This is a genomic window from Geobacter sp. AOG2, assembly GCF_019972295.1.
Lineage (GTDB): Bacteria > Desulfobacterota > Desulfuromonadia > Geobacterales > Pseudopelobacteraceae > Oryzomonas.
This window is the reverse complement of record NZ_BLJA01000001.1, coordinates 1,894,653-1,918,417: the sequence shown is the minus strand read 5'-3', so window position 1 is coordinate 1,918,417 and position 23,765 is coordinate 1,894,653. Positions and strand designations below refer to the sequence as shown.

At 57.0% G+C, this 23,765-nt stretch carries 20 protein-coding genes and 1 pseudogene; 14 read left to right on the top strand and 7 right to left on the bottom strand.

Annotated elements, in window-relative coordinates; translation table 11 throughout:
* Positions 1-21: 21 nt before the first annotated feature.
* The 5 genes from LDN12_RS08650 to LDN12_RS08630 all read left to right on the top strand — a co-directional run bounded on the left by LDN12_RS08650 (position 22) and on the right by LDN12_RS08630 (position 4,939).
* On the top strand, positions 22-648 hold the full coding sequence (locus LDN12_RS08650; RefSeq protein WP_223922269.1) for a class I SAM-dependent methyltransferase: 627 nt from the start codon (positions 22-24) through the stop codon (positions 646-648).
* A gap of 122 nt (positions 649-770) precedes the next feature.
* Positions 771-1,844: an adenosine deaminase gene (locus LDN12_RS08645; RefSeq protein WP_223922268.1), complete on the top strand. Its 1,074-nt coding sequence runs from the start codon at positions 771-773 to the stop codon at positions 1,842-1,844.
* 40 nt (positions 1,845-1,884) lie between these two features.
* A complete protein-coding gene (locus LDN12_RS08640; protein ID WP_223922267.1) occupies positions 1,885-2,793 on the top strand; it encodes a zinc dependent phospholipase C family protein in 909 nt (302 codons plus the stop codon).
* 45 nt (positions 2,794-2,838) lie between these two features.
* Positions 2,839-3,711, top strand: coding sequence for an EamA family transporter (locus tag LDN12_RS08635; protein ID WP_223922266.1), 873 nt, complete (start codon positions 2,839-2,841; stop codon positions 3,709-3,711).
* Positions 3,712-3,718: 7 nt separating this feature from the next.
* Positions 3,719-4,939: an HD domain-containing protein gene (locus LDN12_RS08630; protein WP_223922265.1), complete on the top strand. Its 1,221-nt coding sequence runs from the start codon at positions 3,719-3,721 to the stop codon at positions 4,937-4,939.
* Between the two features lie 323 nt (positions 4,940-5,262).
* Here LDN12_RS08630 and LDN12_RS08625 read toward each other — a convergent pair whose 3' ends face one another.
* The 5 genes from LDN12_RS08625 to LDN12_RS08605 form a co-directional block, all read right to left on the bottom strand.
* Positions 5,263-6,327, bottom strand: a complete 1,065-nt coding sequence (locus LDN12_RS08625; protein WP_223922264.1) for an LVIVD repeat-containing protein — start codon at positions 6,325-6,327, stop codon at positions 5,263-5,265.
* A gap of 448 nt (positions 6,328-6,775) precedes the next feature.
* The gene (locus tag LDN12_RS08620) at positions 6,776-7,531 is read right to left on the bottom strand and encodes an ABC transporter permease (RefSeq protein WP_223922263.1); all 756 of its coding nucleotides are present in this window, start codon (positions 7,529-7,531) and stop codon (positions 6,776-6,778) included.
* Positions 7,531-8,457: an ATP-binding cassette domain-containing protein gene (locus LDN12_RS08615; RefSeq protein ID WP_223922262.1), complete on the bottom strand. Its 927-nt coding sequence runs from the start codon at positions 8,455-8,457 to the stop codon at positions 7,531-7,533. Before LDN12_RS08615 ends, LDN12_RS08620 begins: the two co-directional genes overlap by 1 nt.
* A gap of 2 nt (positions 8,458-8,459) precedes the next feature.
* Positions 8,460-10,301 carry a UbiD family decarboxylase gene (locus LDN12_RS08610; RefSeq protein ID WP_223922261.1) on the bottom strand — a complete coding sequence of 614 codons (1,842 nt, stop codon included), beginning with the start codon at positions 10,299-10,301 and terminating at the stop codon, positions 8,460-8,462.
* Positions 10,302-10,312: 11 nt separating this feature from the next.
* Positions 10,313-11,539, bottom strand: a complete 1,227-nt coding sequence (locus LDN12_RS08605) for a lipopolysaccharide assembly protein LapB (protein WP_223922260.1) — start codon at positions 11,537-11,539, stop codon at positions 10,313-10,315.
* Between the two features lie 102 nt (positions 11,540-11,641).
* On the opposite strand from LDN12_RS08605, the gene LDN12_RS08600 reads away from it, so the two are divergent.
* From LDN12_RS08600 to LDN12_RS08565, 9 genes and pseudogenes are all read left to right on the top strand, one after another.
* Entirely contained in the window at positions 11,642-14,155 is a 2,514-nt protein-coding gene (locus LDN12_RS08600) for a PAS domain-containing sensor histidine kinase (RefSeq protein ID WP_223922259.1), read from the top strand.
* 28 nt (positions 14,156-14,183) lie between these two features.
* On the top strand, positions 14,184-15,566 hold the full coding sequence (locus tag LDN12_RS08595) for a sigma-54 dependent transcriptional regulator (protein ID WP_223922258.1): 1,383 nt from the start codon (positions 14,184-14,186) through the stop codon (positions 15,564-15,566).
* Positions 15,567-15,793: 227 nt separating this feature from the next.
* Positions 15,794-16,951, top strand: coding sequence for an ABC transporter substrate-binding protein (locus LDN12_RS08590; RefSeq protein ID WP_223922257.1), 1,158 nt, complete (start codon positions 15,794-15,796; stop codon positions 16,949-16,951).
* A gap of 120 nt (positions 16,952-17,071) precedes the next feature.
* Positions 17,072-17,746 (top strand): annotated as a pseudogene (locus LDN12_RS17985) (hypothetical protein); the annotation flags it as partial.
* Between the two features lie 60 nt (positions 17,747-17,806).
* The gene (locus LDN12_RS17980) at positions 17,807-18,613 is read left to right on the top strand and encodes a branched-chain amino acid ABC transporter permease (protein ID WP_374045086.1); all 807 of its coding nucleotides are present in this window, start codon (positions 17,807-17,809) and stop codon (positions 18,611-18,613) included.
* 15 nt (positions 18,614-18,628) lie between these two features.
* Positions 18,629-19,711 (top strand): branched-chain amino acid ABC transporter permease, encoded by a 1,083-nt coding sequence (locus LDN12_RS08580; RefSeq protein ID WP_223922255.1) that lies wholly within the window; start codon positions 18,629-18,631, stop codon positions 19,709-19,711.
* Positions 19,711-20,424, top strand: a complete 714-nt coding sequence (locus tag LDN12_RS08575) for an ABC transporter ATP-binding protein (protein WP_223922254.1) — start codon at positions 19,711-19,713, stop codon at positions 20,422-20,424. Before LDN12_RS08580 ends, LDN12_RS08575 begins: the two co-directional genes overlap by 1 nt.
* Positions 20,425-20,533: 109 nt before the next feature.
* The gene (locus LDN12_RS08570; protein WP_223922253.1) at positions 20,534-21,238 is read left to right on the top strand and encodes an ABC transporter ATP-binding protein; all 705 of its coding nucleotides are present in this window, start codon (positions 20,534-20,536) and stop codon (positions 21,236-21,238) included.
* Between the two features lie 100 nt (positions 21,239-21,338).
* Positions 21,339-21,773, top strand: coding sequence for a CBS domain-containing protein (locus LDN12_RS08565; RefSeq protein ID WP_223922252.1), 435 nt, complete (start codon positions 21,339-21,341; stop codon positions 21,771-21,773).
* An 82-nt stretch (positions 21,774-21,855) separates the two neighbouring features.
* Here LDN12_RS08565 and opp4C read toward each other — a convergent pair whose 3' ends face one another.
* Complete coding sequence (opp4C, locus tag LDN12_RS08560) at positions 21,856-22,710, bottom strand: oligopeptide ABC transporter permease (RefSeq protein WP_374045043.1); 855 nt, start codon at positions 22,708-22,710, stop codon at positions 21,856-21,858.
* Positions 22,707-23,693, bottom strand: a complete 987-nt coding sequence (locus tag LDN12_RS08555) for an ABC transporter permease (protein ID WP_223922251.1) — start codon at positions 23,691-23,693, stop codon at positions 22,707-22,709. Before LDN12_RS08555 ends, opp4C begins: the two co-directional genes overlap by 4 nt.
* Positions 23,694-23,765: the final 72 nt, after the last annotated feature.

The window sequence follows — 23,765 nt, the reverse complement described above, 5'->3', positions numbered from 1 at the left end:
ATTTTATTGGAGAATTTGACGTTGTTTCAAAGATTCATTTCCAAACAACTGGCAAGACCGTCGGGCCTGTTCGGACGATTATTCACTGCCCGATGGCTGGAAAAAGCTAATGCCGGGATGAACAGGCTGACGATTGAAGGACTTGCTCTGGGCGCACACGACCGGCTTCTTGAAGTGGGCTTTGGCAGTGGATGCCTCCTGGAAATGGTTCTGGCGAATAACTTGTGTAGCTCTATCGCCGGAGTGGACGTATCGCGCGAGATGATACAACATGTCAGTGGACGCCTTCGACGTTACATTGAAGAGGGGAAGGCCGAAATTCGATACGGAGATATTGAATCTCTTCCGTATGGTAATGGGGAATTCAGCAAACTCTGTAGTGTCAATACGCTGTATTTCTGGCATGATCCGAGGGTTGCCTTGGCCGAGTGCCTGCGTGTATTGGGAGTTGGCGGCCGGCTTACGCTCTGTTTCAACGCCAAGGCCGACCTTGCGCAGTGGCCCGGCCATGTGTACGGGTTTACCCTGTACGAACTGTCCCAAGTTGAGGAGATGCTTGCCGCCGCCGGTTTCTCGGCGATAGAGGTAATGAGTAGGAATGATCCCGGCCAGGGGCTCTATTACTGTGTTACCGGAACCGCAGCATAAGGCTTTTCACCAGTAACGGAAGATGGCGGACCAGCCGCATATTCCCCGAGCCTTTGGCAATCGCTTCGAAAAAAACGAAAACCCGTTGCAATTTCAAAAACATCGGGAGTAACGACAACGCCATGAATCTCGATAAAATTTCACGCAAAGACCTGTATGACATTCTCTGCAACATGCCGAAAGCAGAACTGCATATTCACATTGAAGGCTCACTGGAGCCGGAACTGCTCTTTGAACTGGCAACGCGGAACGGGATTCTCCTCCCCTACGCCACTATCCCGGAACTGCGAGCAGCCTATGACTTTACCGATCTGCAGAGTTTCCTGGACATTTATTATGCCGGAGCCGGTGTGCTGCAAAATGAAGAAGATTTCTTCGATATGGCCTGGGCGTACCTGAAACGCGCCAAAACGGAACATATCCTCCATGCGGAAATCTTCTTTGATCCGCAGACACATATGGCCAGAGGAATTCCATTTAAAACGGTGATCAACGGGTTGGATCGGGCAATCAGTCAAGCCCGTGAGGAACTGGGACTCAGCGCTTCATTGATACCCTGTTTTTTGCGTCACCTGAGTGAAGATGACGCTTTTGCTGCGCTGGAGGATGCTCTTCCGTTCCGGGACAAGTTCATCGGGGTCGGACTTGACAGCAGTGAGCGCGGAAATCCGCCGGAGAAATTCGCCAGGGTATTTGCCCGCTGCCGGGAGTTGGGACTGCGACTTGTGGCTCATGCAGGTGAAGAAGGGCCAGCCGAATACATACGCCATGCCCTTGATCTACTGCACGCGGAAAGGATCGACCATGGTGTGCATTCTCTGGATGATCCCCAACTTGTCGCAAGGCTGGCGCAGCAACAGATACCGTTGACCATATGCCCCCTTTCAAACGTAAAACTCCGTGTCTTTTCGAGCCTTTCCGCTCACAACATCGGCACATTGCTGGCTGCCGGCATTGCCGTAACCATTAATTCCGACGATCCGGCCTATTTCGGTGGCTATCTGAACCGGAACTACACCGCTACGTTCGCGGCACTGCCGGAGCTTGGGGCAAGAGAAGCGTATCAACTGGCTCGTAACAGCTTCCAGGCCAGTTTTGTGGATGAAAGCATCAAAAATGAATGGATCAGGGAACTTGACGAATTCTTTTCGGGAATGGAACAAGAACTGACTCCTGCCCCGAATAATGGAAAATGATTACTGATTTTCCCGTCGACATTTTGGAGAACACCATACCATGCCCAAGGAACTGACCCACTGGATGCTGGCCGCACAATCCCTGGCCGGGCTTGAGGACACGCGCCGCCTCTCTGTCCTTATACGTGAACACCGGGCCCTGTACCTGGCCGGCGCGGTCCTGCCCGACACCCTGCTGCATCTCTACTTCGGCCCCCATGGTCCGGCAGCCCTCAGGCTGGCCCATCAATTCCACGACACCGCAGGCAACAGTTATGCGCCGCTCATCCGGATCGAAGAGAGCTATGGGGCGGCAGGTCTTCCGGCGGAGATGCTGGCCTGCCTGCTGGGGGTGCTCTCCCATATGGAGGCCGACATCGTTTTTCACCCCTTTGTCTATGCCCACAGCGGCGTGGGGGATATCGGTCGTCATTACCATGTGGAGACCGCCCTGGATTGCCATTTCTCACGCCAGGGCATCTATTTCCCCGCGCAACGGCTGGATAGCCTCATGACACCCGCCATTCGGGCCGAGCTTGTTACTGCCAGCGCCCTTTTATTCGATCCCGAGGGTCAACTGCCGCGCCAGGCCCTGGAACGTGCTCTCACGCTCCATTGCCGCATCCAGGCCCTGTACGGCAATACCTTCTGGAAGCTGGCTGCCCGTCTGCTGGCCTGCCTGCCGGTTCCCCTGTTCAAACACGCGCGCCACCTGTTCTATCCCCTGACCCGGTCCGAGGATGATCCCGGCGAATTGCCCGGCACCTGGCGGCACCCGGTTACGGGCGAAGAGAAGACCGAAACGCCCGATGACCTGGCAAAGGAGGTGGTACAACGCACCGTGGCCTTGTTCCAGCGGATTGACGCCGAGGACGGCCTGAAGGAGGTACTCAGCGCTTCACCGGGAGAAAACCTGCTGACCGGCCTCTACGGCGTCACGCAGCGCAGGATGGAAAATCATCCGGCATAAGAGAGTTTTCTTTCCCGAGCAGCCAACCTCAACTATACTACCTCCATGAGCACACCCGCCTTTATCCTGATCGTCACCTCGGCGGTCATGCATGCCCTCTGGAACCTGCTGGTGAAGCGCAGCCGCCACAAGACCGTCTTCATCTGGTGGATGTTCATAGCCGCCACCCTGCTCTTCAGCCTGTGCCTGCCGCTGGCGGGCGAGCCGTTCCGCTGGCCCGCCCCCGCAACCGCGCTCATGATCGCCATCGGCGCCGTCTGCTATGTCCTCTACCACCTCCTGAACGGCCGCGCGTACCGGGGCGGCGACCTGTCGGTCGTGTACCCCCTGTCCCAGACCTCCATGATCTACGTGCCGATCTGGGGCATGATCCTGCTGAAGGAACACCTGTCCCTCGTTGGCGTCGGCGGCATCCTGCTGGTGATCCTCGGGACCTTTGCGGTGCAGATGCAGCGCCTGTCCCTGCTGGAGCTGGTGCGTCCCTTCCGCAATCTGCGCAGCAGCTCGGTCCAGTCCGCCCTGGCCGCCGGGTTCATCTACTCCATCGGCTCCATAGCCGAAAAAACCGGGGTCACCAACTATTCCCCCCTCTATTTCACCTATTTCCTGGTCCTCTCCATGCTGGCCATGATGACCCTCAACCTGGCGCGCCCCAAGTATCGCCTCCATATTGGCCAGGAGTTGCGCGAGCACTGGAAGCTGGTACTCTGGAGCGGGCCGATCATCATGGCCTCGTTCCTCACCTTCCGCTACGGCCTCAATCTGTCGCCGGTCAGCTATGCCGTGCCGGTCCGCCAGGTCAGCATCCTGGTGGGGGTGGTGATCGGCATCCTGTTCCTGGGGGAGTCCTTCGGCAGGATTCGCCTGGTCTCGGCGCTGCTCATTCTGGCCGGGGCGGCCCTGATCAGGCTCGGATAACATGACCATGGACACGACCGTCGCATTTTTGAAAGAACTTTTCCCCACCTCCTGCCACGGGCGCATCCTCCTGGTGGGCGGCTGTGTGCGGGATCATCTGCTGGGACGGGAGCAATCCGACATCGACCTGGTCACCTGCCTCGATGAAGCGGAACTGCGCGCCTGCGGCTTCCGCCGGGTGGACCCCAGGAGTACGACCACGATCTGGTTCCGGCATGATCGGGCCTTCGGTTCCATTGAAGTGACACAATTGCCCGACGTGGACGCTGCCCTGGCCACGGACCTGGCCCGGCGCGATTTCGTCGTCAACGCCATGGCCATGACCCTGAACGGCAAGGTCATCGACCCTCTGGGGGGGAGGCACTATTTGGAAGAACGGCTCCTGGCCACCTGCTCTTCCAATTCGTTCAGGGACGATCCGCTGCGCCTGTTCCGCGCCTTCCGGTTCGAGGCCGACGACTGGCGGATGACGCCCGAAAGCGAAGCGTTGATCCGAGAGCAGGAATGGGGGCAGCTGTTGAGCCCCGTACCGGTGGAACGCTTCTCGCGAGAGATGCTGAAATCCTTGGAATGTGCAGAGCCGGAACGCTTTTTCAGCCGCATGCTCCAGTTCGACGTGGGGCGGGGCTACCTGCCGGAACTCTTTGCCATGCCCGCCATCCCGGCCGGTCCCTTGCAGCATCACCCCGAGGGGGACCTGTTCAGCCATAGCGTCCAGGTACTGCAACGGGTGACGCAGCGCACCCCTGACCCCCTGGCCCGGTTCTGCGCCTTTTTCCACGACATCGGCAAGCTGGTCACCAACCCGGAGTTCTACCCCAAACACCACGGCCACGAGGATGCGGGAGTCGCTATGGCCCGCACTCTGTGCGAGCGCCTGCGGCTGCCATCCGATTACCGCACGGCCCTGGCCTGGACCAGCAGGCTCCACGGCCTGCTCAACAGATGGGGGGAACTGCGGACAGCCACCCGGCTGAGGACGGCCCAGCAGGCCATGAAGGCTGGAATTGGGGAGATCCTGCCCCTAGTGGCGATGGCGGACAAGCCGGATGGCTTGTTTTCAAAAGAGAAATGGGAACGTGCTGTTCGGATTTCCGCCATGACCACCGTGGAGTTAGGAATCGACGAGGTACGGTTGGAGGGGATCGCGCCGGGGAAACGGGCGGATTTTATCTTGCAGAGAAGGGTCGAGATGTTGCGGGGCGGGGATGGAGGGGGAAGCGGGTAAGCCGTACTGTAAAGCCCCATCCATCTGTAATCACACAAAAAAAGACGCCCGGACCACTGCCGGACGCCTTGAATTGCATCATTATGACACATCATCACCGGCCTCTCACAAAGCTCACAGAGGCACGGAGAGAATCCTGAAACCTTTTGGGTCCACGAATGACACGAACGGACACGAACACGGCGGGGGAACCTTTGACCCGACAGGTCTTACCCTGATTATGTTCGTGTCCGGGTTTCTTTCGTGCAGTTCGTGCCTTTCGTGGACAGCCTTGTGAAACACCCGCCACAGGGCGAATGCTTTTCGTCGTCATTCTCCAATAATCAGGGTGTACATACAGGCGGCGCGGACGCGAAAGCGTTAAACACATTGGCCCCTGTCGTTATTGCCTCGAAGACATAGTTGCCGATAACCGTCAGCCCCTGTGAATAACCATTCAAGACATTTGACTGGTAATAGCCGACAAGTTGGGGGTCGGCCGAATTCGCTACATTAACAACGAGGAAATTCGTGTGGCCGGGGTAAAAATCGACGGATTGCTCGACAATATAGGCAAACTGGCCGGAAACGACGATGTCTTCCGCAGCCTTGAGGGTCACTACGGACGACACGACCTTCGGACAGAGCGGTTGGGAGATGTCGACAAGATACAGGGTTCCGTTCGTCAGGGTGCAGCCCTCGTCATCGCAAAAAACGCCGTGGGCCGTCACATAGGCCAGGTTCCCGGAAACGGCGATACCGCGCGTTGTGTCGCCATTCGGCATGGTGGGGAAGGTAAGGACGGTTGACTGCTGCGGTGCGGCCGGATTGGAGATGTCCACGACAAGAAGTGAATTCTCCATGGTGACGAAGGCGTAGTTCCCGGAAACGGCGACGGCAGTAGGAGTCCCGGTCAGGCTGAGCGAGGCCGTCAGAGTCGGTGACGTGGGGATGCTGATATCGACGATGCGCAATTGATTGGGAATGCCATTACTGGCAGAACCGGCGGCGGTGACCAGGTAGTAGGAAGAGAGGGACATCTTGTTCCCCCCCAGGCCGGAGAAAGTATTCACCAGGACCGGCGCAGTGGGGGTTGAGACGTCAACGACAGTGAGCGCGTCCGGACCGCCCACGAACACGTAACGGCCTAACGTCGCCAGGTCAAGGCCGCCAGCCCCGGTCAGTGCCGCCACTTTTGCGGGCGCCGTAGGGCTCGTGAGATCGAAGACCGTCAATTGCCCACCATCGGCTGTGTACACGTAGGCACCCGAAGCAGCGGCACGGGAGCCCGCCTGCCCATACCCAAGGTTCAGGCTTGCGGCCGGAGTAATCTGGGGGGGAGTCGCCATTGCCGTTGCCGCTACACCTAACACCACCAGCACTGCCGCAGAAATGAGAAACCTCTTCATCTTCGTCCTCCTCTTCTTATGTCGTTTTGAAAAACCGACTCATGAGAAAACCAATACGCCTGTTTTTCTATACCACCTTCTACTCCCTGCAAACGCATAATTCAATCGCAAAATCAATATGTTAAAAAAATTAACACTATCCTGAAAGTGTTAATTAAATTAACACTCCCCACCCTTTTTCCCATCCTCCTGGTATCACATAAAAAAAGACGCCCGGACCACTGCCGGACGTCTCAAATTGTATCATTATGACACATGGCTCTCACAAAGCTCACAGAGGCACGGAGAGAATCTTGAAACCTTTTTAGTCCACGAACGACACGAGAAACACGAACAAGGCGGGGTGAATCTTTAACCCGGATAGTTTAAACCGCTGTTATCCCGATTTTGTTCGTGTCCTGGTTTCTTTCGTATCTTTCGTGCTTTTCGTGGACAGCCTTTTGGCGGGTTATTCCGACATCTTCAGCCGGAAGATCCACACCCCGGCCCCAAAGGTCAGCATCGCCGTGATTGCCACCTGAAGCGCGGAGCCCACGGGAAAGACGCCGCTCACCAGGGCCTGGCGGGCTCCTTCAAACAGGGCCGTGGTGGGCAGGGCCCGGACCCAGGGTATGACGTTGGCCGGATAGGAGGAGAGCGGGAAGAACAGGCCGGACATGAAGATCAGCGGCATGATGAAGACCGCCTCGACCTTGCCGATGGTCTCGGGCTTGTCCATGACCGTGCCGCAGATCACGCCGGCGCAGGAGAACAAGGCCGAGCCGGGTATCAGGAAGGCCAGGTACGCCAGGAGGTGAAGCGGCGAGAAACGGAACGGGGTGATGGCGAAGATCACCAGCCCTACGGCCAACCCCTTGACCAAACCGTGGGAAAAGCCGGACATGATCTTGGCGATCACGATCTCGGAGACCGAGATGGGGGTCACCCGGTAGGATTCGATGGTAAACTGCACCTTACGGTGGAACCAGAGGCTCCAGGTGCTCTCGCTGTAGGCTGCGTTGACCGCGGTCATGGTGATCAGCCCCGGCGCGATAAACAGGCTGTAGGGCACGCCGTCCACCAGGCCGATGTACCCCTTCATGCCGATGCCGAACGCCAGGTAGATGGTCATGGGATAGGCCACCACCGCCACCAGTTCGGACAGGATGCTGCGACGCAGGACCAGCATATCGCGGCGCCAGATGGCAAAGGCCCCTCTGAACACTATTCCCTCACCTTCTCGCCGGTCAGGCTGAGAAACACGTCTTCCAGCGTTTGTTCCCGCAGGGCAATGCGTCGTACCGGAGCGCCGTTCAGAGCCGTGACCACCTCGGCGAGGCATTCCCAGCTTTCGAGCCCCACGCAGACCGACCGGTCGTTTACCTCGATCTGCCGCACACAGGCCATTGCCCGAAGAATTGCCCCATACCGCCCGGCGTCCTCCCCGAACTCTATCAGGTAGAAGGTCCCCCCGGCCAGACGGTCCTTCAGTTCCTGGGTGCTGCCCAGGGCGATCAGCCTGCCGTGGTCCATGATGGCGATCCTGTCGCAGAGCTGTTCGGCCTCTTCCAGATAATGGGTAGTCAAGAAGATGGTCATGCTGCCGGCGATGGATTTGACATAGTCCCACACCGCCCGCCGCGATTGGGGGTCGAGCCCGGTGGTCGGTTCATCCAGGAACAGCACCCGCGGCTCGTGCAAGAGCGCTCGGGTCACCACCAAACGACGCTGCATGCCGCCCGAATAGGTATCGGGAAAATCCTTCTGTCGGGCGGCCAACCCCATCAACTCCAACAACTCATCGATACGTTTCCGGTAGTGCCTGCTCTCCATGCCGTGCAGCCGGGCGTGCAGTTCCAGGTTTTCCCGTGCCGTCAGGTAACGGTCCAGGCTGTTCTCCTGGGGCACCACCCCGATCAGGCGGCGGATCTCACGCCCGTTGCCGCGGGTATCCAGGCCTTCGATAAAGGCCTCGCCCGAGGTCTGGCGCATCAACGTGGTCAGGACGCGGATCAGGGTAGTCTTGCCGGCACCGTTCGGGCCCAGCAGGCCGAAGATAGCCCCTTGGGCCACCTCCAGATCGAAGTTTTCCAGGGCGGTCAGGTCGCCGTAGCGTTTGGTGAGGCTATGGGTGATTATGGCTGCAGACATGATCAGATTAAACCTTCTAACGGACCACCATTAACACCTAATGCTTCAACCTTTCGTTTAACTTCTGGATCATCTTCCAGCACCGGTGCATGGAATGGCTTTACCCGGGCGTCGATCACCAACGGTCCACGGCAACCCCAGTGTTTTGCACGCGTCGAAACACCGATACCATAGATGTCAGTAGCCGGGTTGGAGCGGGTAAAGGTAACCCAGAGGAAGTTGTTAAGGGCAGCCGCCGCAAAGGGGCTGTCGTCGCAGGTCACGATCAGAGGGAAACCATCAAAACACTCCCGCTCGGCGTAAAAGCGGCAGAACTCCTCCATGGCCGGGTCGCACTCCCCCCTCCCCTGCCCCGAACGCGGTCCCTGAATCGCCAGAATACCGGGCAGGCAGACCGCCGCCGGACCGAAACCGGGCGGCAGTTCCAGCCCGGCCGGCACTTCGGTTGCCAAGGTGCGCCGTTTTGGACCGGCGGCGGCGATGACCACCTTGGACCCTTCGTTGAGCCCGGTGCCGCTATAATCCAGGGTATCGATAGTAGAGGCGGTCTGAAAATGAAGATCGGCACGCCAGTCGGCCCGCTCCAGCACATGGCGGAAAAAGGCGACGATATCGTGAGTATGCAGGCCGGGGGCGTCCTCATGGGCCGCGATGAACAGGTACTTGGCCAGGGAGAGTTGGCCCTGGCCAAGGATGGCGTTGGCGATGGTCAGCAGCTCCTGGGGGTGCCGCTCCGGCGCATAGGGGACATATCGCTCGCTGGCCACGGCCAGGAGCAGCGGATGCACGCCCGCCGCGTCCACGGCATGCACCTCCTTGACGCCGTTGACCACAGTGGGGATCAGGGGACCGGTCAATTCGTGAATAAAGGCGCCGAAACTGGTATCCTCCTGGGGTGGCCGCCCGACCGTGGTAAAGGGCCAGATGGCGTCACGGCGGTGATAGACCGCCTCAACCTGGATGAAGGGGAAGTCGTGGGTCAGGCTGTAATAGCCGAGATGGTCGCCGAAAGGGCCTTCCGGCAGGGTTTTGGCTGGATCGACGACACCACAGATGCAAAAATCGGCCTCGGCCGAGACCGGCAGATGTCCCGGCAGGCGAGCCATGGGGATACGGTGGCCTCCCAGGAGTCCGGCAAAGGAAAGCTCCGGCATTCCCTCCGGCAACGGCATAACCGCCGCCACAGTCATGGAAGGGGCACCGCCCACAAAGATGTTGACTCGCAGTAAATCACCCCGTTCGATGGCCTCGGCGTGGTGCGCCCCGATACCGCGCTGAATCTGGTAATGCAGCCCTGCCTGCCGGTCGGCGGCATAGGTATTACCGGAGATCTGTACCCGGTACATCCCCAGGTTGGATGCTCCGAAGCCTGGCTTGGCCAAGCTCTCGGTGTAGACCTGCGGGAGGGTTATGAAGGCACCACCATCCTTGGGCCAGGATACGATCTGGGGCAGATTGGACAAGCTCGTGCGGCATTCCAGCACCGGCGCATGGGAGACGGTTTTGGGCAGGAGATGGTACGCGGCAAAGGGTGCCTTCAGAGCATCCAGGGGGTGTTTGATCAGGGAAAACGGGTTGATCTTGGCGTCAACCAGGCGACGGATATCGGCCAGACTGTCGCGGAAGATGAAACGGGTACGCTCCAGGGTGCCAAACAGGTTGCCCAGCAGGGGAAAGTTGCAATTAACCGGATTGGTGAAGAGCAGCGCCGGCCCACCGGCCTGGTAGACGCGTCGTTGGACAGCCCCGATTTCGAGGCGAGGATCGAGTTGCGCATCGATGCGCAGCAACATGCCGCGGCGCTCCAGGTCGGAGACGCATTCCTGCAGATTACGGTATCCCATCTGTCACCCGCCTACTGAAGCTTCTTGATGATCATTTCAGTCTGGCGCAGTTTTTCCTGCATCGTAAGGATCTCCTGGCGCGACGGTTCGTCAGTGATCCGCTCCAGTCCCTTGCTGAGCATCTTTTGCGCTTCGTCGAAGTGTCCGGCCTTATGGCGCATCCGGGCCAACGTCACAAGGTACAGGGCATTCTCCGGGTCCAGGGCCACCGACTTGCGCAACGACGCTTCGGCCTCCGCCTCTTTATCGCTTTTGGCATCCTTCAATGCTTTTTTGAAATATACCAAGGCTATAATTTCGTTGATCTCTTTACGGCCCTCCGCATCTTCGAGCTTGGCGGCAGCCTGTTCAAGAAAGGTTACCGCCTCGTTGTAATGCCCGCTACGGATATGCACGGCCATGACGGTGTGAATGCTGTCCTTGTTCTGGGGGTTGAGTTGGTAGGCCTTCATCAGCGTCTTCAGAGCCGATTCATATTCTGCCTGGGCAAGCAACCCGCGCCCTTCTTGTAGCAACGCATTGACGCGAAGCCTGGTAAGTGCAGTTTTAAGGGATTGGTCGGCGATGGTGTTGATCCGCTGGTCGTAGAGGGCGTTAAATTCCTTGGCGCGGCCAAGCCTGGTGTAACAGTTTGCCAAGCCCCTGATGTAGTGGGTCAGTTGCGGGGACCCCTGCCCGAAAACCGAATCGGCCAGTTTAAGAGCCTTCTCGAAGAGCGGCAACGCCTCCTCGTAATTGCCGCTCTGGGTGAGGAAAAAGGCGTGGTAAAGCGTAGCTTGGGCTTCAAACTGGTTGCTCAACTGTTTTAGAGCCGCGGGAGCGGCTTTTTCATCTTTGACGAGGTTCAACGTCATGCGGCCAAGGTCAAAGGTGCAGTGGTTGACCGTCGTGTTGCCGTTCAGTTCTCCTGTAAGCGTTGTACCGGAACGGGTAAGTGAGAGGGTGGTGCTACTCCCCTCTTCTCCGGGATAGCCGATCCTCAGATGAGACAGGTCCGAACCGGACAGTTTTCCAACGGCAATTCCCTCGCTCTCAAAGTAGCCGTTCAAATCCGTCTGGGCGCTATCTTCCACTATGACCAGGGTCGTGGAATGTTTTCCCAAAACCCCTTCACAGACCTTGCTGGGCGCGGTAACGGCATCCATGGTCCCGCGGTAAAGTTGCATTCCCGCCAGGGCCGGCGCTGCGGTCAATAGAGGGATAACAAAAGGCAAAACCCGGACAACAGCGAATCTCATAATCCCAGTACCTCTCTCCACCATGTAAATGAATACTTGACCGCTTCAGGTTAACATTGTAATCAGACAAACACAATCAGGATTGCTGTAACTGGAGCCGACATGCCGCGCATGACCCTCTTCAAAAAGATCCTTGCCATCACGTTGTTTTTGACCCTGATGCCGCTCCTGGCCACGTCGCTGATCCTGTTCTCAAACCTGGAAAAGATCAACTCTCGCCTGACAACGGAGATTGCCGCCGATGCCGATACCCAGGCATCGGAGTTGCTCCAGATGCGCGCTCAGCAGGTCGCTGACAGCGTGTCCGATTTTCTTCATCAGTGCGAAAGCGATCTCCAATTTCTGGCGCGCTCCAACCTTGATCGCCGGACCCTGCTCAACTTCTATGCCAACCGCCGCGGCGAAGTCTGGGAGCGACGAGGCACTGCCAAAGCCCCCCGCGAGACACGGGAACTCATCCCTCTCTACCGGTCAATCGCCATTATCGACAGATACGGTCACGAGCGGACTGTCATCCGGGACGGCGGCTTTTTACCGGCATCAGGTCTTATGGACGTTTCACGGCCTGCACATACCGAATTCAAGGGAGAGGACTATTTCCAGCGTATCAAGGTACTGAAGCGGGGTGATGTGTATGTCAGCCACCTGACCGGATTTCACGTATCCCGCCAGGAACAACTTGTTGGCGCGGATGAACCGGAAACTGCCTACGGCGGTGCAACTTATCAGGGTGTGATCCGCTTCGGTTCGCCGCTTTTCAACCGGGCGGGACGTTTCGACGGCATGGTTGTCATCTCCCTCGACCACCGACATCTCATGGAATTCACTCAACATATCGACCCGGGCCGGAATTTTTCCACCATCTTCCCGTCCTACAAAAGTGGAAATTATGCTTTCCTGTTCGACGACGAAGGGTGGATCATCACGCATCCCAAATACTGGGATATTCGCGGCCTGGACCGCCGGGGCAGACTACTGCCGGCCTACAGCGAACAGTCGGCGCCCGGCGATGTTCAGAATGGGCGCATCCCCTTCAATCTTGATCGGGCCGGCTTTGTCCATCCCAACTATCCCCGGGTGGCCGAGGAGGTCAGGCGGCAAAAGGCCGGTTCCGTCGACATAACCAATGTAGGGGGATCCAAGAAGATCATGGCGTTTGCGCCGATCCGTTATGACACCAGCGATTACCGTCGTTACGGCATCTTCGGTGGGGTAACCATCGGCTTTCAGGTCGATCAATTTCATGACCTTGCCCGCAAGGGAAGCCGCATGATCGACCGGCAACTGGGCCAGCACCGTACCCTGAGCGCCATCATCCTGATGATTGCCGCCCTGCTGGCCGGATTGGCGGCATGGGGGCTGGCGCGGGGTATTACTCAACCGCTCAGGCAGTTGAACGAAGGAGCCCGCAAGCTGGCTGAGGGGGACACCCGCAACCGGGTAAACGTCACCTCCGGTGACGAGATCGGCGAATTGGCCGGCGCCTTCAACTTCATGGCAGACGAACTGGAATTACGCAAGATCAGCCTGCATTCAACCCTGGACGAACTGCGGCGCTCCCGCCTGGAAATCCTTGACGAACGCAACTTCAAGGAGAACATTCTGGAGAGTATCTCCAGTGCGATCCTCACCTTTTCTCCCCAGGGCCTGCTCACGTCCATAAACGGAACGGGGCACCACTTTCTTGGGGACGACATCGCCGTCAACACACACTTCAATGAAGTATTCCGCGGCTGGTCCGACATGCCTCAGCGCATTGCCCACGCCCTGACGACCCGTAGCGGCTACGGCCGTGAGCCGCTCACCATAGGCCAAGGTGCCGACACAACCTATTTCGAAGTCGGTTTTTTTCCTATCGGCAACGACACAGAGCAGGGTCTCACCGTCACCATGCGTAACGAAACCGAGCGGGAGAAGCTGCGGGACGAGATGATGCGGCTCGACCGTCTGGCATCCTTGGGCAAGTTGGCGGCCGGTATCGCCCATGAGGTGCGCAATCCTTTGACCGGTATCTCCCTGCTGCTGGACGACCTGCATGACCGCGCAACATCCGTTTCAGGCGACCAGGCGATGATCAAGAAAGCCGTGGCCGAGATCGAACGTGTTGAACGCCTGATCACCGCACTATTGAACTATTCCTCGCCGGTCCGGGCCGAATTCAGGGAGGGCGACCTGAACGCGGTAGTGCATGACTCGCTCCTGTTGATACGGCGGCAGTGCGAACGTCGTAAGGTTGCCATCGAACTGAAGATTCAGGCAGTCCCGGTTTTCCGCTTTGACCCGGAGAAGATCAAGCAAGCTCTGCTCAATGTCGTCAAAAACGCCCTGGAGGCCATGCCCGACGGCGGTCGCATCGTCATCTCGACCGCTTCCGATGACAAAAACGCACTGGTCACTATCTCCGACAACGGGCCGGGCATCGCCTCCGACGACCTGCCCCTGATCTTCGAACCGTTCTTTACCCGCAAAGGGGCGGGAACCGGCCTGGGGCTCTCCATTACCCACCGTATCATTGTCGAGGAGCACCATGGCCGCATCAGCGTGGAAAGCGACGGGGACACGGGAACTCGTTTTATCCTGGAACTGCCACGCAACAAGGACTCCGTGGAAGCTTGATGACAGCCTGACCAAGAAAAGGACTGACATGGAAAAGATTCTGATAATAGATGACGAAAACTTTATTCGTGAAAACGTGGAGCGCATTCTGGAGGACGAGGGTTTCCAGGTCTGCGCCGCCGCTTCGGGAAAAGAGGCGTTGGAAATCGTCGCTTCGGATGAGATAGATCTGGCGCTGCTCGATCTCAATCTGGGGATTGAAAACGGTATAGACGTGCTCAAGGCTCTCAAGGAGCTTGATCCAGACCTCCTGGTGATCATAATAACCGGTTACGGGTCAGTGGAGAGCGCGGTGGAATCCCTGAAACTCGGGGCGTTCCATTACATGAAAAAACCTTTCAAAGCCGATGCCTTGCGGGTTATCGTCAAACTGGCGCTACAGACACAGACACTGAAACGCGAAGTGCGCAACCTGAAGCGGGCCGGCGGCACCCTACCGGGCCGTTCGCCCATGATCGGCACAAGCCGGCTTTTCAAGGAGTTGATCGCCCAGATTGGGGAGATAGCCCGTAGGCCATCCACCGTTCTGATCAGTGGCGAATCGGGCACCGGCAAGGAGTTGGTGGCTCGTGCCATCCATGAGTTGTCCGACCGTAGCGAGGCCGCCTTCATAGACATCAACTGCGCCTCCATCCCGGCGACGCTCCTGGAGAGTGAGTTGTTCGGCCACGAGAGGGGAGCATTCACTAACGCTACCAGTCGTAAAACGGGCCTGTTCGAAGAGGCCCAGCGGGGCACCATTTTCCTGGACGAGATCGGCGAGATGGACCTGGCCATGCAGGCCAAACTGCTGAGGGTATTGCAAGAACGCACTATCCGGCGGGTGGGCGGGATCAAGGATATCCCCATCGACGTGCGGGTAATTGCCGCTACTAACCGCGACCTGAACAAGCGCATCAAGGAAGGAGCCTTCCGGGAAGACCTCTTTTACCGCCTCAATGTGTTTCCCATCCATATTCCGCCGCTACGGGAGCGGACCGAGGATATTCCAGCCCTTGCAGCCTATTTTCTGGATAGTTTCAGCAGGGCCTTTGGGCGGAATTTTTTGGAGGTGTCATCCGAGGCGGTCCGCTTGATGGAACGGTATGCCTGGCCGGGAAACATTCGGGAACTCAGGAACGTGATCGAACGGATCAGTATCATGCGCTCCGGTCCGGTCCTGCTGGCCGAACACCTCCCCCAGGAGATACGGACCAGTCAGACTGACACCCTGGCGCCTCAGATTGCAGACATGGAAACCGCTGACATACTCCCCCACGGCATGGGGCTTGAGGACGCCCTGGCGATTTACGAACAGGCCATCATCGGCCAGGCTCTGAAAAGGACCGGGGGCAACGTACTGCAAACAGCCTCACTCCTGATGATCCCGCGCGGCACTCTGCGTTACAAGATGGAAAAATACGGCCTCTGACTATTTTACTGGCCGATTTCCGCCACATGCCTGGCTGTTTTTCGCCACCCGCCCCCCTTGCATACCCGGCCGCTTATGGTAAATTATCAACTCAATGCAGCAATATCCGCACATTATCTTATTCCTTGATTATGGCACCTTGATTGCAGTAGGATAGAACACCATTTCATATTTTGGTAAACAGTTATCAACCTGGCTGGCAATCACAACAAACAAGGAGGTTAAGCATGTTCAGAAAGATTCAGGTAACAGCATTGGCCCTGATACTGGCATTACCGATGGCAGCCCATGCCGCTAAGGTAAAAATTGGTTTTATCAATTCCATCACCGGTCCCGAAGCCCCGATCGGGGAGAATCTGACGAACGGCGTTACCTTGGCCCTTGAAGATTTGAAGAAAAAGGGGATCGATGTCGAACTCGTTAAAGAGGATGACACCGGCAAGCCGCAGATATCCATGAGCGCCATGGAGAAACTCGCCACGCGGGACAACGTGGTCGGCGTGGTCGGTCCCTACACCTCGGCGTGCGCCAACGCTATCGCCAAGGTCGCTGAGAAGTACAAAGTGCCGCTCCTGATTCCTGTCGCCTCAAAGGACGAGATCACCAAACAAAATCTTAAATGGCTCTTCCGCCTCAGCGCCACAACCACCGACTATGCTGAAATACTGATTGATATGGCGGCAAGCCTCGGTAAGCAGAAAACCATGGCCATTATCAACGAGAATACCGATTTCGGCACATCGGCCGCCCGCGCCGCAAAAGCCGTGGCAGCCCAGAAGGGTATCAAGGTCGTCTTTGAGGAGGCATATTCCAAGGGGTCTCCCGACTACCGTTCGACCTTGACCAAGATCAAGGCCCATAATCCCGACCTGGTCTTCATGGTTTCCTATGTTGCCGATGCCATCCTGCTTATGCGCCAATCCCGCGAGATCGGCTTGCAGCCCAAGGCCTTCCTCGGTGCCGGCGCCGGGTTCGCCGTGGCACAATTTGCCAAGGAACGGGCCATCTCCAACAATGTTTTTTCCAGCACCCAATGGACGGACGACGTGAACTGGCCCGGCGCCAAGGAATTCGGCAAACGCTACAAAGCGCGCTTCGGCAAGGAACCGACCTACCACGCCTCTACCGCGTATGAATCCATGATCATTATGGGTGAGACCGCTGCCAAGGCCAACGGCAACCGGGAAAAATTGCGTGAAGGGCTCAAATCCGGCAAGTGGAACGGCGTCATGGGCGAGGTAAAGTTTGCCGATTACGGTGGCTATACCAACCAGAACAAGCATCAAATGCTGGTCGAACAGATCCAGAATGGAAAACACGAAACCGTCTACCCTGCACAGTTTACATCGCACAAACCGGTGTACCCTTTCCCCAGATGGAAATAATGACTCACTCACCGTATTTATGACAGGCAAGCCTGCGGGGATGGTAGTCGCCATCCCCGCAGCTACCACAACCGTTGTCTCGATGGCGCTGTTTTATCCAGAACCCGGAGATTGCCTACAATGACCGTATTTCTTCAATCATTGCTCAGCGGCGTACTCGTCGGCGGCGTCTATGCCCTGATAGGAATCGGCCTGACTATAATTTTCGGCGTGATGCGTGTAATCAATTTCGCACACGGCGATATTCTCATGCTTGGCATGTATCTGTCCTACTATTTGTTTACCCTTGCGGGAATTGATCCCTTCGTATCGGTATTGATTGTCCTCCCCGTCATGTTTCTATATGGCGGTTTTTTGCAGAAGGTCTTCATCAACAGGGTGCTGAATGCCCTGCCGCAAAACCAGATACTGCTGACCATCGGACTCGGCCTCATCATGAGCAATACCATGATGCTCGTGTTCACCTCCGACTATAAAATACTAACGACCAAATACTCTTCAGCAAGCTTCCAGGTGCTCACCACCATCATCAACCCGGACAAGTATGAAGAATTGTACAACCGCGGCAACTCTCTCCTGAAGGACGCCAAGTCATCAACCGAAAGCAAAGCCGCTGACCTGTTTACCGAGGCCGCTTCAAAGTTTGCCGAAGCGACTAAAATAAGCCCGGACCAGTACCGTGCGCTGAATAACTGGGGCGTTGCCCTCGGTGGCGAGGCGTTCCTGAAGGGGGGGGCTGAGGCGGACAGGCTTTTCGTCCAGGCCTATGAGAAGTTCGCGGAGGCGGAAAAGACAAGCCCCGACGATTTTGATGTCAAGTATAACTGGGCCTCGACTCTCGCACGGCAGGCTGCGATGAAGAAAGGCGCGGAGGCGGAGTCCCTCTTCGCCGACGCATCCCGTAAGATGGCAGCAGCTCTGGATGTGCAATCCGACAGTTACGATGGCCTCAACGGGGCCGCTTTCATCCTGTACTCCCAGGCAAAACTCAAAAATGGCGCCGCGGCTGACGACTTGTATCGCCAAGCCCTGGAAAAGTACGCGGCCGCAGCCGAGGCCAAGACTGATTCGGGCGACAATAACACCCCGCCGGATGTCTCAGGCAAGTCCGCCGACGAGATCCGCGCCTTGCTGGCAGCAACCTACCAATCTTTTCGCCCGGCGTTCAAAATCAAGCCGGACAAGCGGGGCGCGGGGATTTCCGTATCATCTCCCTTGGCCATTTCATTTATCATCACCTTTATCATTACCGCGTTCCTCTATTGGTTCCTGAAGAAGACCGATACCGGTCAGGCCATCCGGGCGACTGCCCAGGACCGGGAAGCTGCCCAGTTGATGGGGATCAACGTCAAACGCATGTCGATCATTGCCTTCGGGTTGGGCGCGTCGCTGGCCGCCACTGCCGGAGCGCTGATTTCACCGACATACTACATCTTTCCCCAAGTAGGCAGCACATTTACCCTCAAGGCGTTCGTCATCACCGTCCTGGGAGGGATGGGGAGCATCGTTGGCGCGACGCTCGGAGGGATCATCATCGGTGTGGCAGAATCGCTCGGAGCGGTATACATCTCGTCGGGCTGGAAGGACGTTGTGGTCTTCGTCCTGTTCCTGCTGGTGCTACTCTTCAAACCGTCCGGCCTTATGGGCAAATCCAGAATGTAACGGGGATCGACAGCGATGAAGACAATCAGAACCATTCTTGCAACCACTTCAGGCCGTTCGCCAATCTCGGTCGCACTATTTCTGGCCGTGCTGGCTGCATTGTTCCTTTTTCCGCGTTTCGTCGAGAGCCCCTATACGCTCCACATAATGATCCTCTTCTTTCTCAGTACTATCATGGGTGAGAGCTGGAACATCCTGGGGGGCTACACCGGGCAGTATTCGGTAGGACACGCTGCTTACTTCGGAACTGGTGCCTACGCGACCATGATGCTGCTTCAATTCAAACAGATTCCCCCCTGGTACGGTGTATGGGTTGGCCTTGCAGCAGTTGCGGTGATAGCCCTGATTATCGGTTCCATCTGCTTCCGGCTGCGCGGGCCATATTTTGTTCTGGCTTCCATCGCTGTCGCCGAGATCATGCGCCTGTGCGCCATGAACCTTCAGAGCTTCACCAATGGTGCGGAGGGAATCCTGTCCGCCGGGTTACCGCCCTTTACGATCGGTGGTACCGTGATTACCGATTTCGTTTCAAAAGTGCCGTTCTACTACATCGGACTCTGTCTGGCACTGCTTACCATTGTTGTTACCTGGCTGGTGCAGAATTCCAAACTGGGCTACTACTTCCAGGCAATCCGCGAGGACCAGGATGCGGCAAACTCCCTCGGAATAAACCTCACCATCTATAAAAACATCGCCTTGGTAATATCGGCCATGCTTACCTCACTGGCAGGTAGCTTCTATGCCATCTACGTCGGTTTCGTTGATCCGCCGACAGTCCTGGCCCTGGATATCTCGGTGCAGATTGTCCTCATCTGCATCATCGGCGGAATCGGCACGATTTATGGCCCCGTCATAGGCGCTCTTGTCCTGGTACCTCTCTCAGAAGCGTTGCGGAGCAACCTGATCGCTTCAGCCATATTCAAGACCGGCATCGTTTCGGAAGAATCAAACATCGGCAATTTTCTCAAGGAAAACCTCGCCCATGCCCATACCCTTATCTACGGCATCCTGGTGGTGATCGTCATACTCTTCATGCCGGATGGCATACTCGGATTCTTCAAGTCGCTGACTGCCAGGAAGCATAAGGAGACAGCCTGATGGCCATTCTTGAAATCAAACACGTCAGCAAATTTTTTGGGGGCCTTGCCGCCAACTCGGATGTCTCTTTCGAGATGGAGGCAGGCATGGTCATGGGCCTGATAGGTCCCAACGGCGCCGGCAAAACGACCCTCTTCAACTGCATTACCGGCTACTATCCTCCCTCCAAGGGAGAGATTCTCTTTGACGGCCGACGTATGAACGGCCTGCACCCCGATGCAGTCTGCAAGCTGGGCATGGCCCGAACCTGGCAAAAGGTCCGGCCGCTGGCCAAGATGAATGTTGTGGACAATGTCATGGTCGGGGCACTGTGCCGTACCGGGTCCCTCAAAGTTGCCCGTGACATGGCCTTGGATCAGATCAAGATCGTCAAGCTGGAGCACAAGACAAATTTTCTTGCGGGCGGACTGCCCATCGGAGAGCGGAAAAAATTGGAGGTGGCTCGGGTATTGGCGACGCAACCCAGGCTGTTGCTTCTGGACGAAGTCATGGGTGGTCTCAATCCTGCGGAAAGTGAAGAAATCATTCAACTGATCCTCGACATCAAAAAACGGGGAATCACTCAAATGGTGATCGAGCATGACATGAAGGCCATCATGCGCATATCCGATCGGATCGTCGTGCTCAACTCAGGTGAAAAACTTGCGGAAGGCGCTCCACAGGAGATCGTCAGCAATCCCGACGTGGTGGCGGCTTATCTGGGCAGCGAATAATAATCGACATTTGCCACGAAGCCACAGAGGCACAGGGAACGTCAAAACAAAACGAAATACGATTTTCCGGTTTTCTCCGTGTGGCTAACGTTTCATAAGAGGTATTTTCATGCTCACCATCGATAAACTTAATTTCAGTTACGGCGACCTGAAGGTCCTCTGGGACATCGACCTGGAGGTTCAAGAGGGGGAAATCGTCACCGTGGTTGGCGCCAACGGCGCCGGCAAATCCACCACCCTCAAGAATGTCTCCCGCTTGGTGAAACCGACCTCGGGCAACATCACCTTTTTGGGAGAGGATCTCGAAAAACTCGAGTCCCATCAGGTGGTGGAGCGCGGCATTGTGCAGGTTCCCGAGGGACGGAAGATATTTCCCGAGATGACGGTTCTGGAAAATCTGCGCATGGGATCTTACATCACAAGTGCCAGGAAAGATCGCGAGGCGAACGTGGAGCGGGTGTTCGGCATGTTTCCCCGCCTGAAGGAGCGCGAAAAGCAGTTGGGGGGCACCATGTCGGGCGGTGAGCAGCAGATGCTGGCCATAGGCCGCGGCCTCATGGCAAACCCGAAACTCTTGCTGCTGGATGAGCCGTCGCTGGGGCTTTCGCCGCTGTTTGTCAAGATCATCTTCGAAATTATCCAGGAGATCAACCGGCAGGGGGTCACCATCCTGCTGGTTGAGCAAAACGTTTTCCAATCCCTGAAGATCGCCCACCGTGCCTATGTACTGGAAACCGGCCGCGTCGTCCTGACCGGTGCGGGCACGGATTTGCTCAATAATGAGCATGTCAAAAAAGCATTTCTGGGTATGTAGACTCTAAAGCCTTCCTTCCCCTCCCCTGCTCCTGGCAAGAACGGGAACGAAACCTTCCTATCAGCAGCAGGAGATACGAATCAAGGGCCGGGTGAGGAACATGAAAGGAACCGTCATGCAGACCGTCGAACAATGGATGACCCCAGACCCGATCACCATCGAGGAAAACGCCTCCATCATTGAAGCGATCCACCTGTTGAAAGAGAAGAACATTCGCCGCCTGCCGGTGACCCGCAAAGGAAAGTTCTGCGGCCTGATCACCGACCGCATGATCAAGGACTATTCTCCCGGCAAGTCAACCCCTCTGGATACCTGGGAGGTGCATTACGTGCTTTCCAAGGCAACGGTCAAGGATGCCATGAACCCCACCCCCTACACCATCCTGCCCGACGCGCCCCTTTGCCAGGCCGCCCAGTTGGTTCACGATAAAAAACTCTACGGATTATGTGTGACCGACAAGAATGGCGATCTGGTGGGGCTTTTGACTACCACCAATTTCATGGAAGCCTTGATCGCCATATGCACCATGGCGTAGCGGCCGACACTGTACGTTGCACCGGCACCATGCCACGGCAAGTGTCGGCGTACCGACAGTTTGTTGGTGTGTGTATTTAGAATCAGCGCTTGACGCGGGGATCCAGAGCGTCTCTGATCCCTTCTCCCAGCAGGTTGTAGGCCAGCACGGTCACCAGGATGGCCAGGCCGGGAAACAGGGAGAGCCACCAGGCAAATTCGATATAATCCTTGCCTGAGGTGAGGATGTTGCCCCAACTGGGGGTGGGCGGCTGGACACCGATACCCAGGAACGAGAGGGCCGACTCCGTCAATATGGCGCCTGCGATGCCCAGGGTGGCCGCCACCAAAGCCGGAGACACGGCATTAGGCAGGATGTGGCGGAAGATGATGCGTTTGTCGGAACAGCCGATGCAACGGGCGGCCATGATGTAGTCCATCTCGCGGATGGAAAGGGTCTCGGCCCTTACCAGCCGGGCCACTCCCATCCACCCGGTCAGGCCGATAACGGTCATGATGTACCAGATGGAGGGACGCAGAAAGGTAATAACCGCCAGAATCAGGAAAAAGGTCGGAAAGCAGAACATGATGTCAACGACCCGCATGAGGATGTTGTCAACCCAGCCTCCGTAAAACCCTGCCACGAGCCCCAGGACCGTTCCAATCAAGACGGCGATCCCCGCCGCTACAAAGCCAACCAGCAGAGAAATCCGCGCCCCGTAAACGATCCGGCTGAAGACGTCGCGTCCCAGGTCGTCGGTACCGAACCAGTGTTTCAGGGATGGGGGTGACAACACCTCCCAAGCGTTGATCTCATTGGGGCCGAATCGTACAATCAGGGGGGCCAAAAGAGCGACCGCCAGCATCAGCAACACCACAACCGCCCCGACCACGGCAAATCTGTTGCGCGACAAACGCGGCCAGAACACGGCACGGAAATAGGAATGCGCTCCGATCACTGCGCCCCCCTTCCTTCCCTGATGCGTGGGTCGGCCAGAGCATAGCAGACGTCGGCGACCAGGTTCCCGATCAGGGTCAAGAGAGCCCCAATGATCACGATTCCCATAACCACCGGATAATCGCGGGCCATCACCGCCTGGTAGAAGAGCTGTCCCATGCCGGGAATGGCGTAGATGGTCTCGAAGATAACACTTCCACCGATCAATCCGGGAATCGCCAGGCCCGCCTGGGTAATCAGCGGCAACAGGGCATTGCGCAAGGCATGTTTGTAGATCACCACGCGTTCCGAAAGTCCTTTGGCCCGTGCGGTCGTAATGTAATCCTGGCCGATCACATTCAGCATGGATGATCGCATATAGCGTGACAACCCGGCCAGGCTGCCGAAGGAAGCAACCATGATCGGCATGCAGAGATGTCTGGCCATGTCCCAGAGGTAATGCAGCATACCGTAACTGTCACTCCCCAGGGTGTGCAGGCCCGAGATGGGAAGCCAATTCAACTTGACGCCGAACAGGTACATCAAAAGCAGCGCCAGCCAGAAGGTCGGCACGGCGAAACCAACGAAAACGAAAATGGTTATCCCCTTGTCCAGCCAGGTATCCCGGTGGGTGGCGGCAATGATGCCGATGGGGACCGCCAAGCCGAATTCCAGCACCAGGGCGATAATATTGAGTGCAAGGGTAATAGGCAGGCGCTCTGTGATCTTGTCCTTGACCGGCCGGTTGTCCGAGGAAAAGGAGCGCCCCAGGTCCAGCCGTGCCAGCTTGCCGACCCAGGTAAAATACTGCTCGTGCAGCGGCTTGTCCAGGCCGTAAAATTTGCGCAGCCGCTCCCGTGCCTCCTTGCCCACCTTGGGGTTCATGGCCATCTGCATCTCCACCGGCTCTCCCGGCGCCAGATGGACGACCGAAAAAGTGATCAGCGTTATGCCGACCATGAGCGGGATCAACATCAGGATGCGTTTTACCAAGTATGTCGTCATAACATCATTCTCTCACAGAGCCACTTTTAGCAGATTGTTGAAAAACTCAGGTTGTTCAAAAATGGTCAGATC

Coding starts and splice junctions, on each gene's coding strand:
- LDN12_RS08645 (WP_223922268.1), top strand. CDS start 771: ATGAATCTCGATAAAATTTCACGCAAAGACCTGTATGACATTCTCTGC.
- LDN12_RS08640 (WP_223922267.1), top strand. CDS start 1,885: ATGCCCAAGGAACTGACCCACTGGATGCTGGCCGCACAATCCCTGGCC.
- LDN12_RS08635 (WP_223922266.1), top strand. CDS start 2,839: ATGAGCACACCCGCCTTTATCCTGATCGTCACCTCGGCGGTCATGCAT.
- LDN12_RS08630 (WP_223922265.1), top strand. CDS start 3,719: ATGGACACGACCGTCGCATTTTTGAAAGAACTTTTCCCCACCTCCTGC.
- LDN12_RS08625 (WP_223922264.1), bottom strand. CDS start 6,327: ATGAAGAGGTTTCTCATTTCTGCGGCAGTGCTGGTGGTGTTAGGTGTA.
- LDN12_RS08615 (WP_223922262.1), bottom strand. CDS start 8,457: ATGTCTGCAGCCATAATCACCCATAGCCTCACCAAACGCTACGGCGAC.
- LDN12_RS08610 (WP_223922261.1), bottom strand. CDS start 10,301: ATGGGATACCGTAATCTGCAGGAATGCGTCTCCGACCTGGAGCGCCGC.
- LDN12_RS08605 (WP_223922260.1), bottom strand. CDS start 11,539: ATGAGATTCGCTGTTGTCCGGGTTTTGCCTTTTGTTATCCCTCTATTG.
- LDN12_RS08600 (WP_223922259.1), top strand. CDS start 11,642: ATGCCGCGCATGACCCTCTTCAAAAAGATCCTTGCCATCACGTTGTTT.
- LDN12_RS08595 (WP_223922258.1), top strand. CDS start 14,184: ATGGAAAAGATTCTGATAATAGATGACGAAAACTTTATTCGTGAAAAC.
- LDN12_RS08590 (WP_223922257.1), top strand. CDS start 15,794: ATGTTCAGAAAGATTCAGGTAACAGCATTGGCCCTGATACTGGCATTA.
- LDN12_RS17980 (WP_374045086.1), top strand. CDS start 17,807: ATGAAGAAAGGCGCGGAGGCGGAGTCCCTCTTCGCCGACGCATCCCGT.
- LDN12_RS08580 (WP_223922255.1), top strand. CDS start 18,629: ATGAAGACAATCAGAACCATTCTTGCAACCACTTCAGGCCGTTCGCCA.
- LDN12_RS08575 (WP_223922254.1), top strand. CDS start 19,711: ATGGCCATTCTTGAAATCAAACACGTCAGCAAATTTTTTGGGGGCCTT.
- LDN12_RS08570 (WP_223922253.1), top strand. CDS start 20,534: ATGCTCACCATCGATAAACTTAATTTCAGTTACGGCGACCTGAAGGTC.
- LDN12_RS08565 (WP_223922252.1), top strand. CDS start 21,339: ATGAAAGGAACCGTCATGCAGACCGTCGAACAATGGATGACCCCAGAC.
- LDN12_RS08555 (WP_223922251.1), bottom strand. CDS start 23,693: ATGACGACATACTTGGTAAAACGCATCCTGATGTTGATCCCGCTCATG.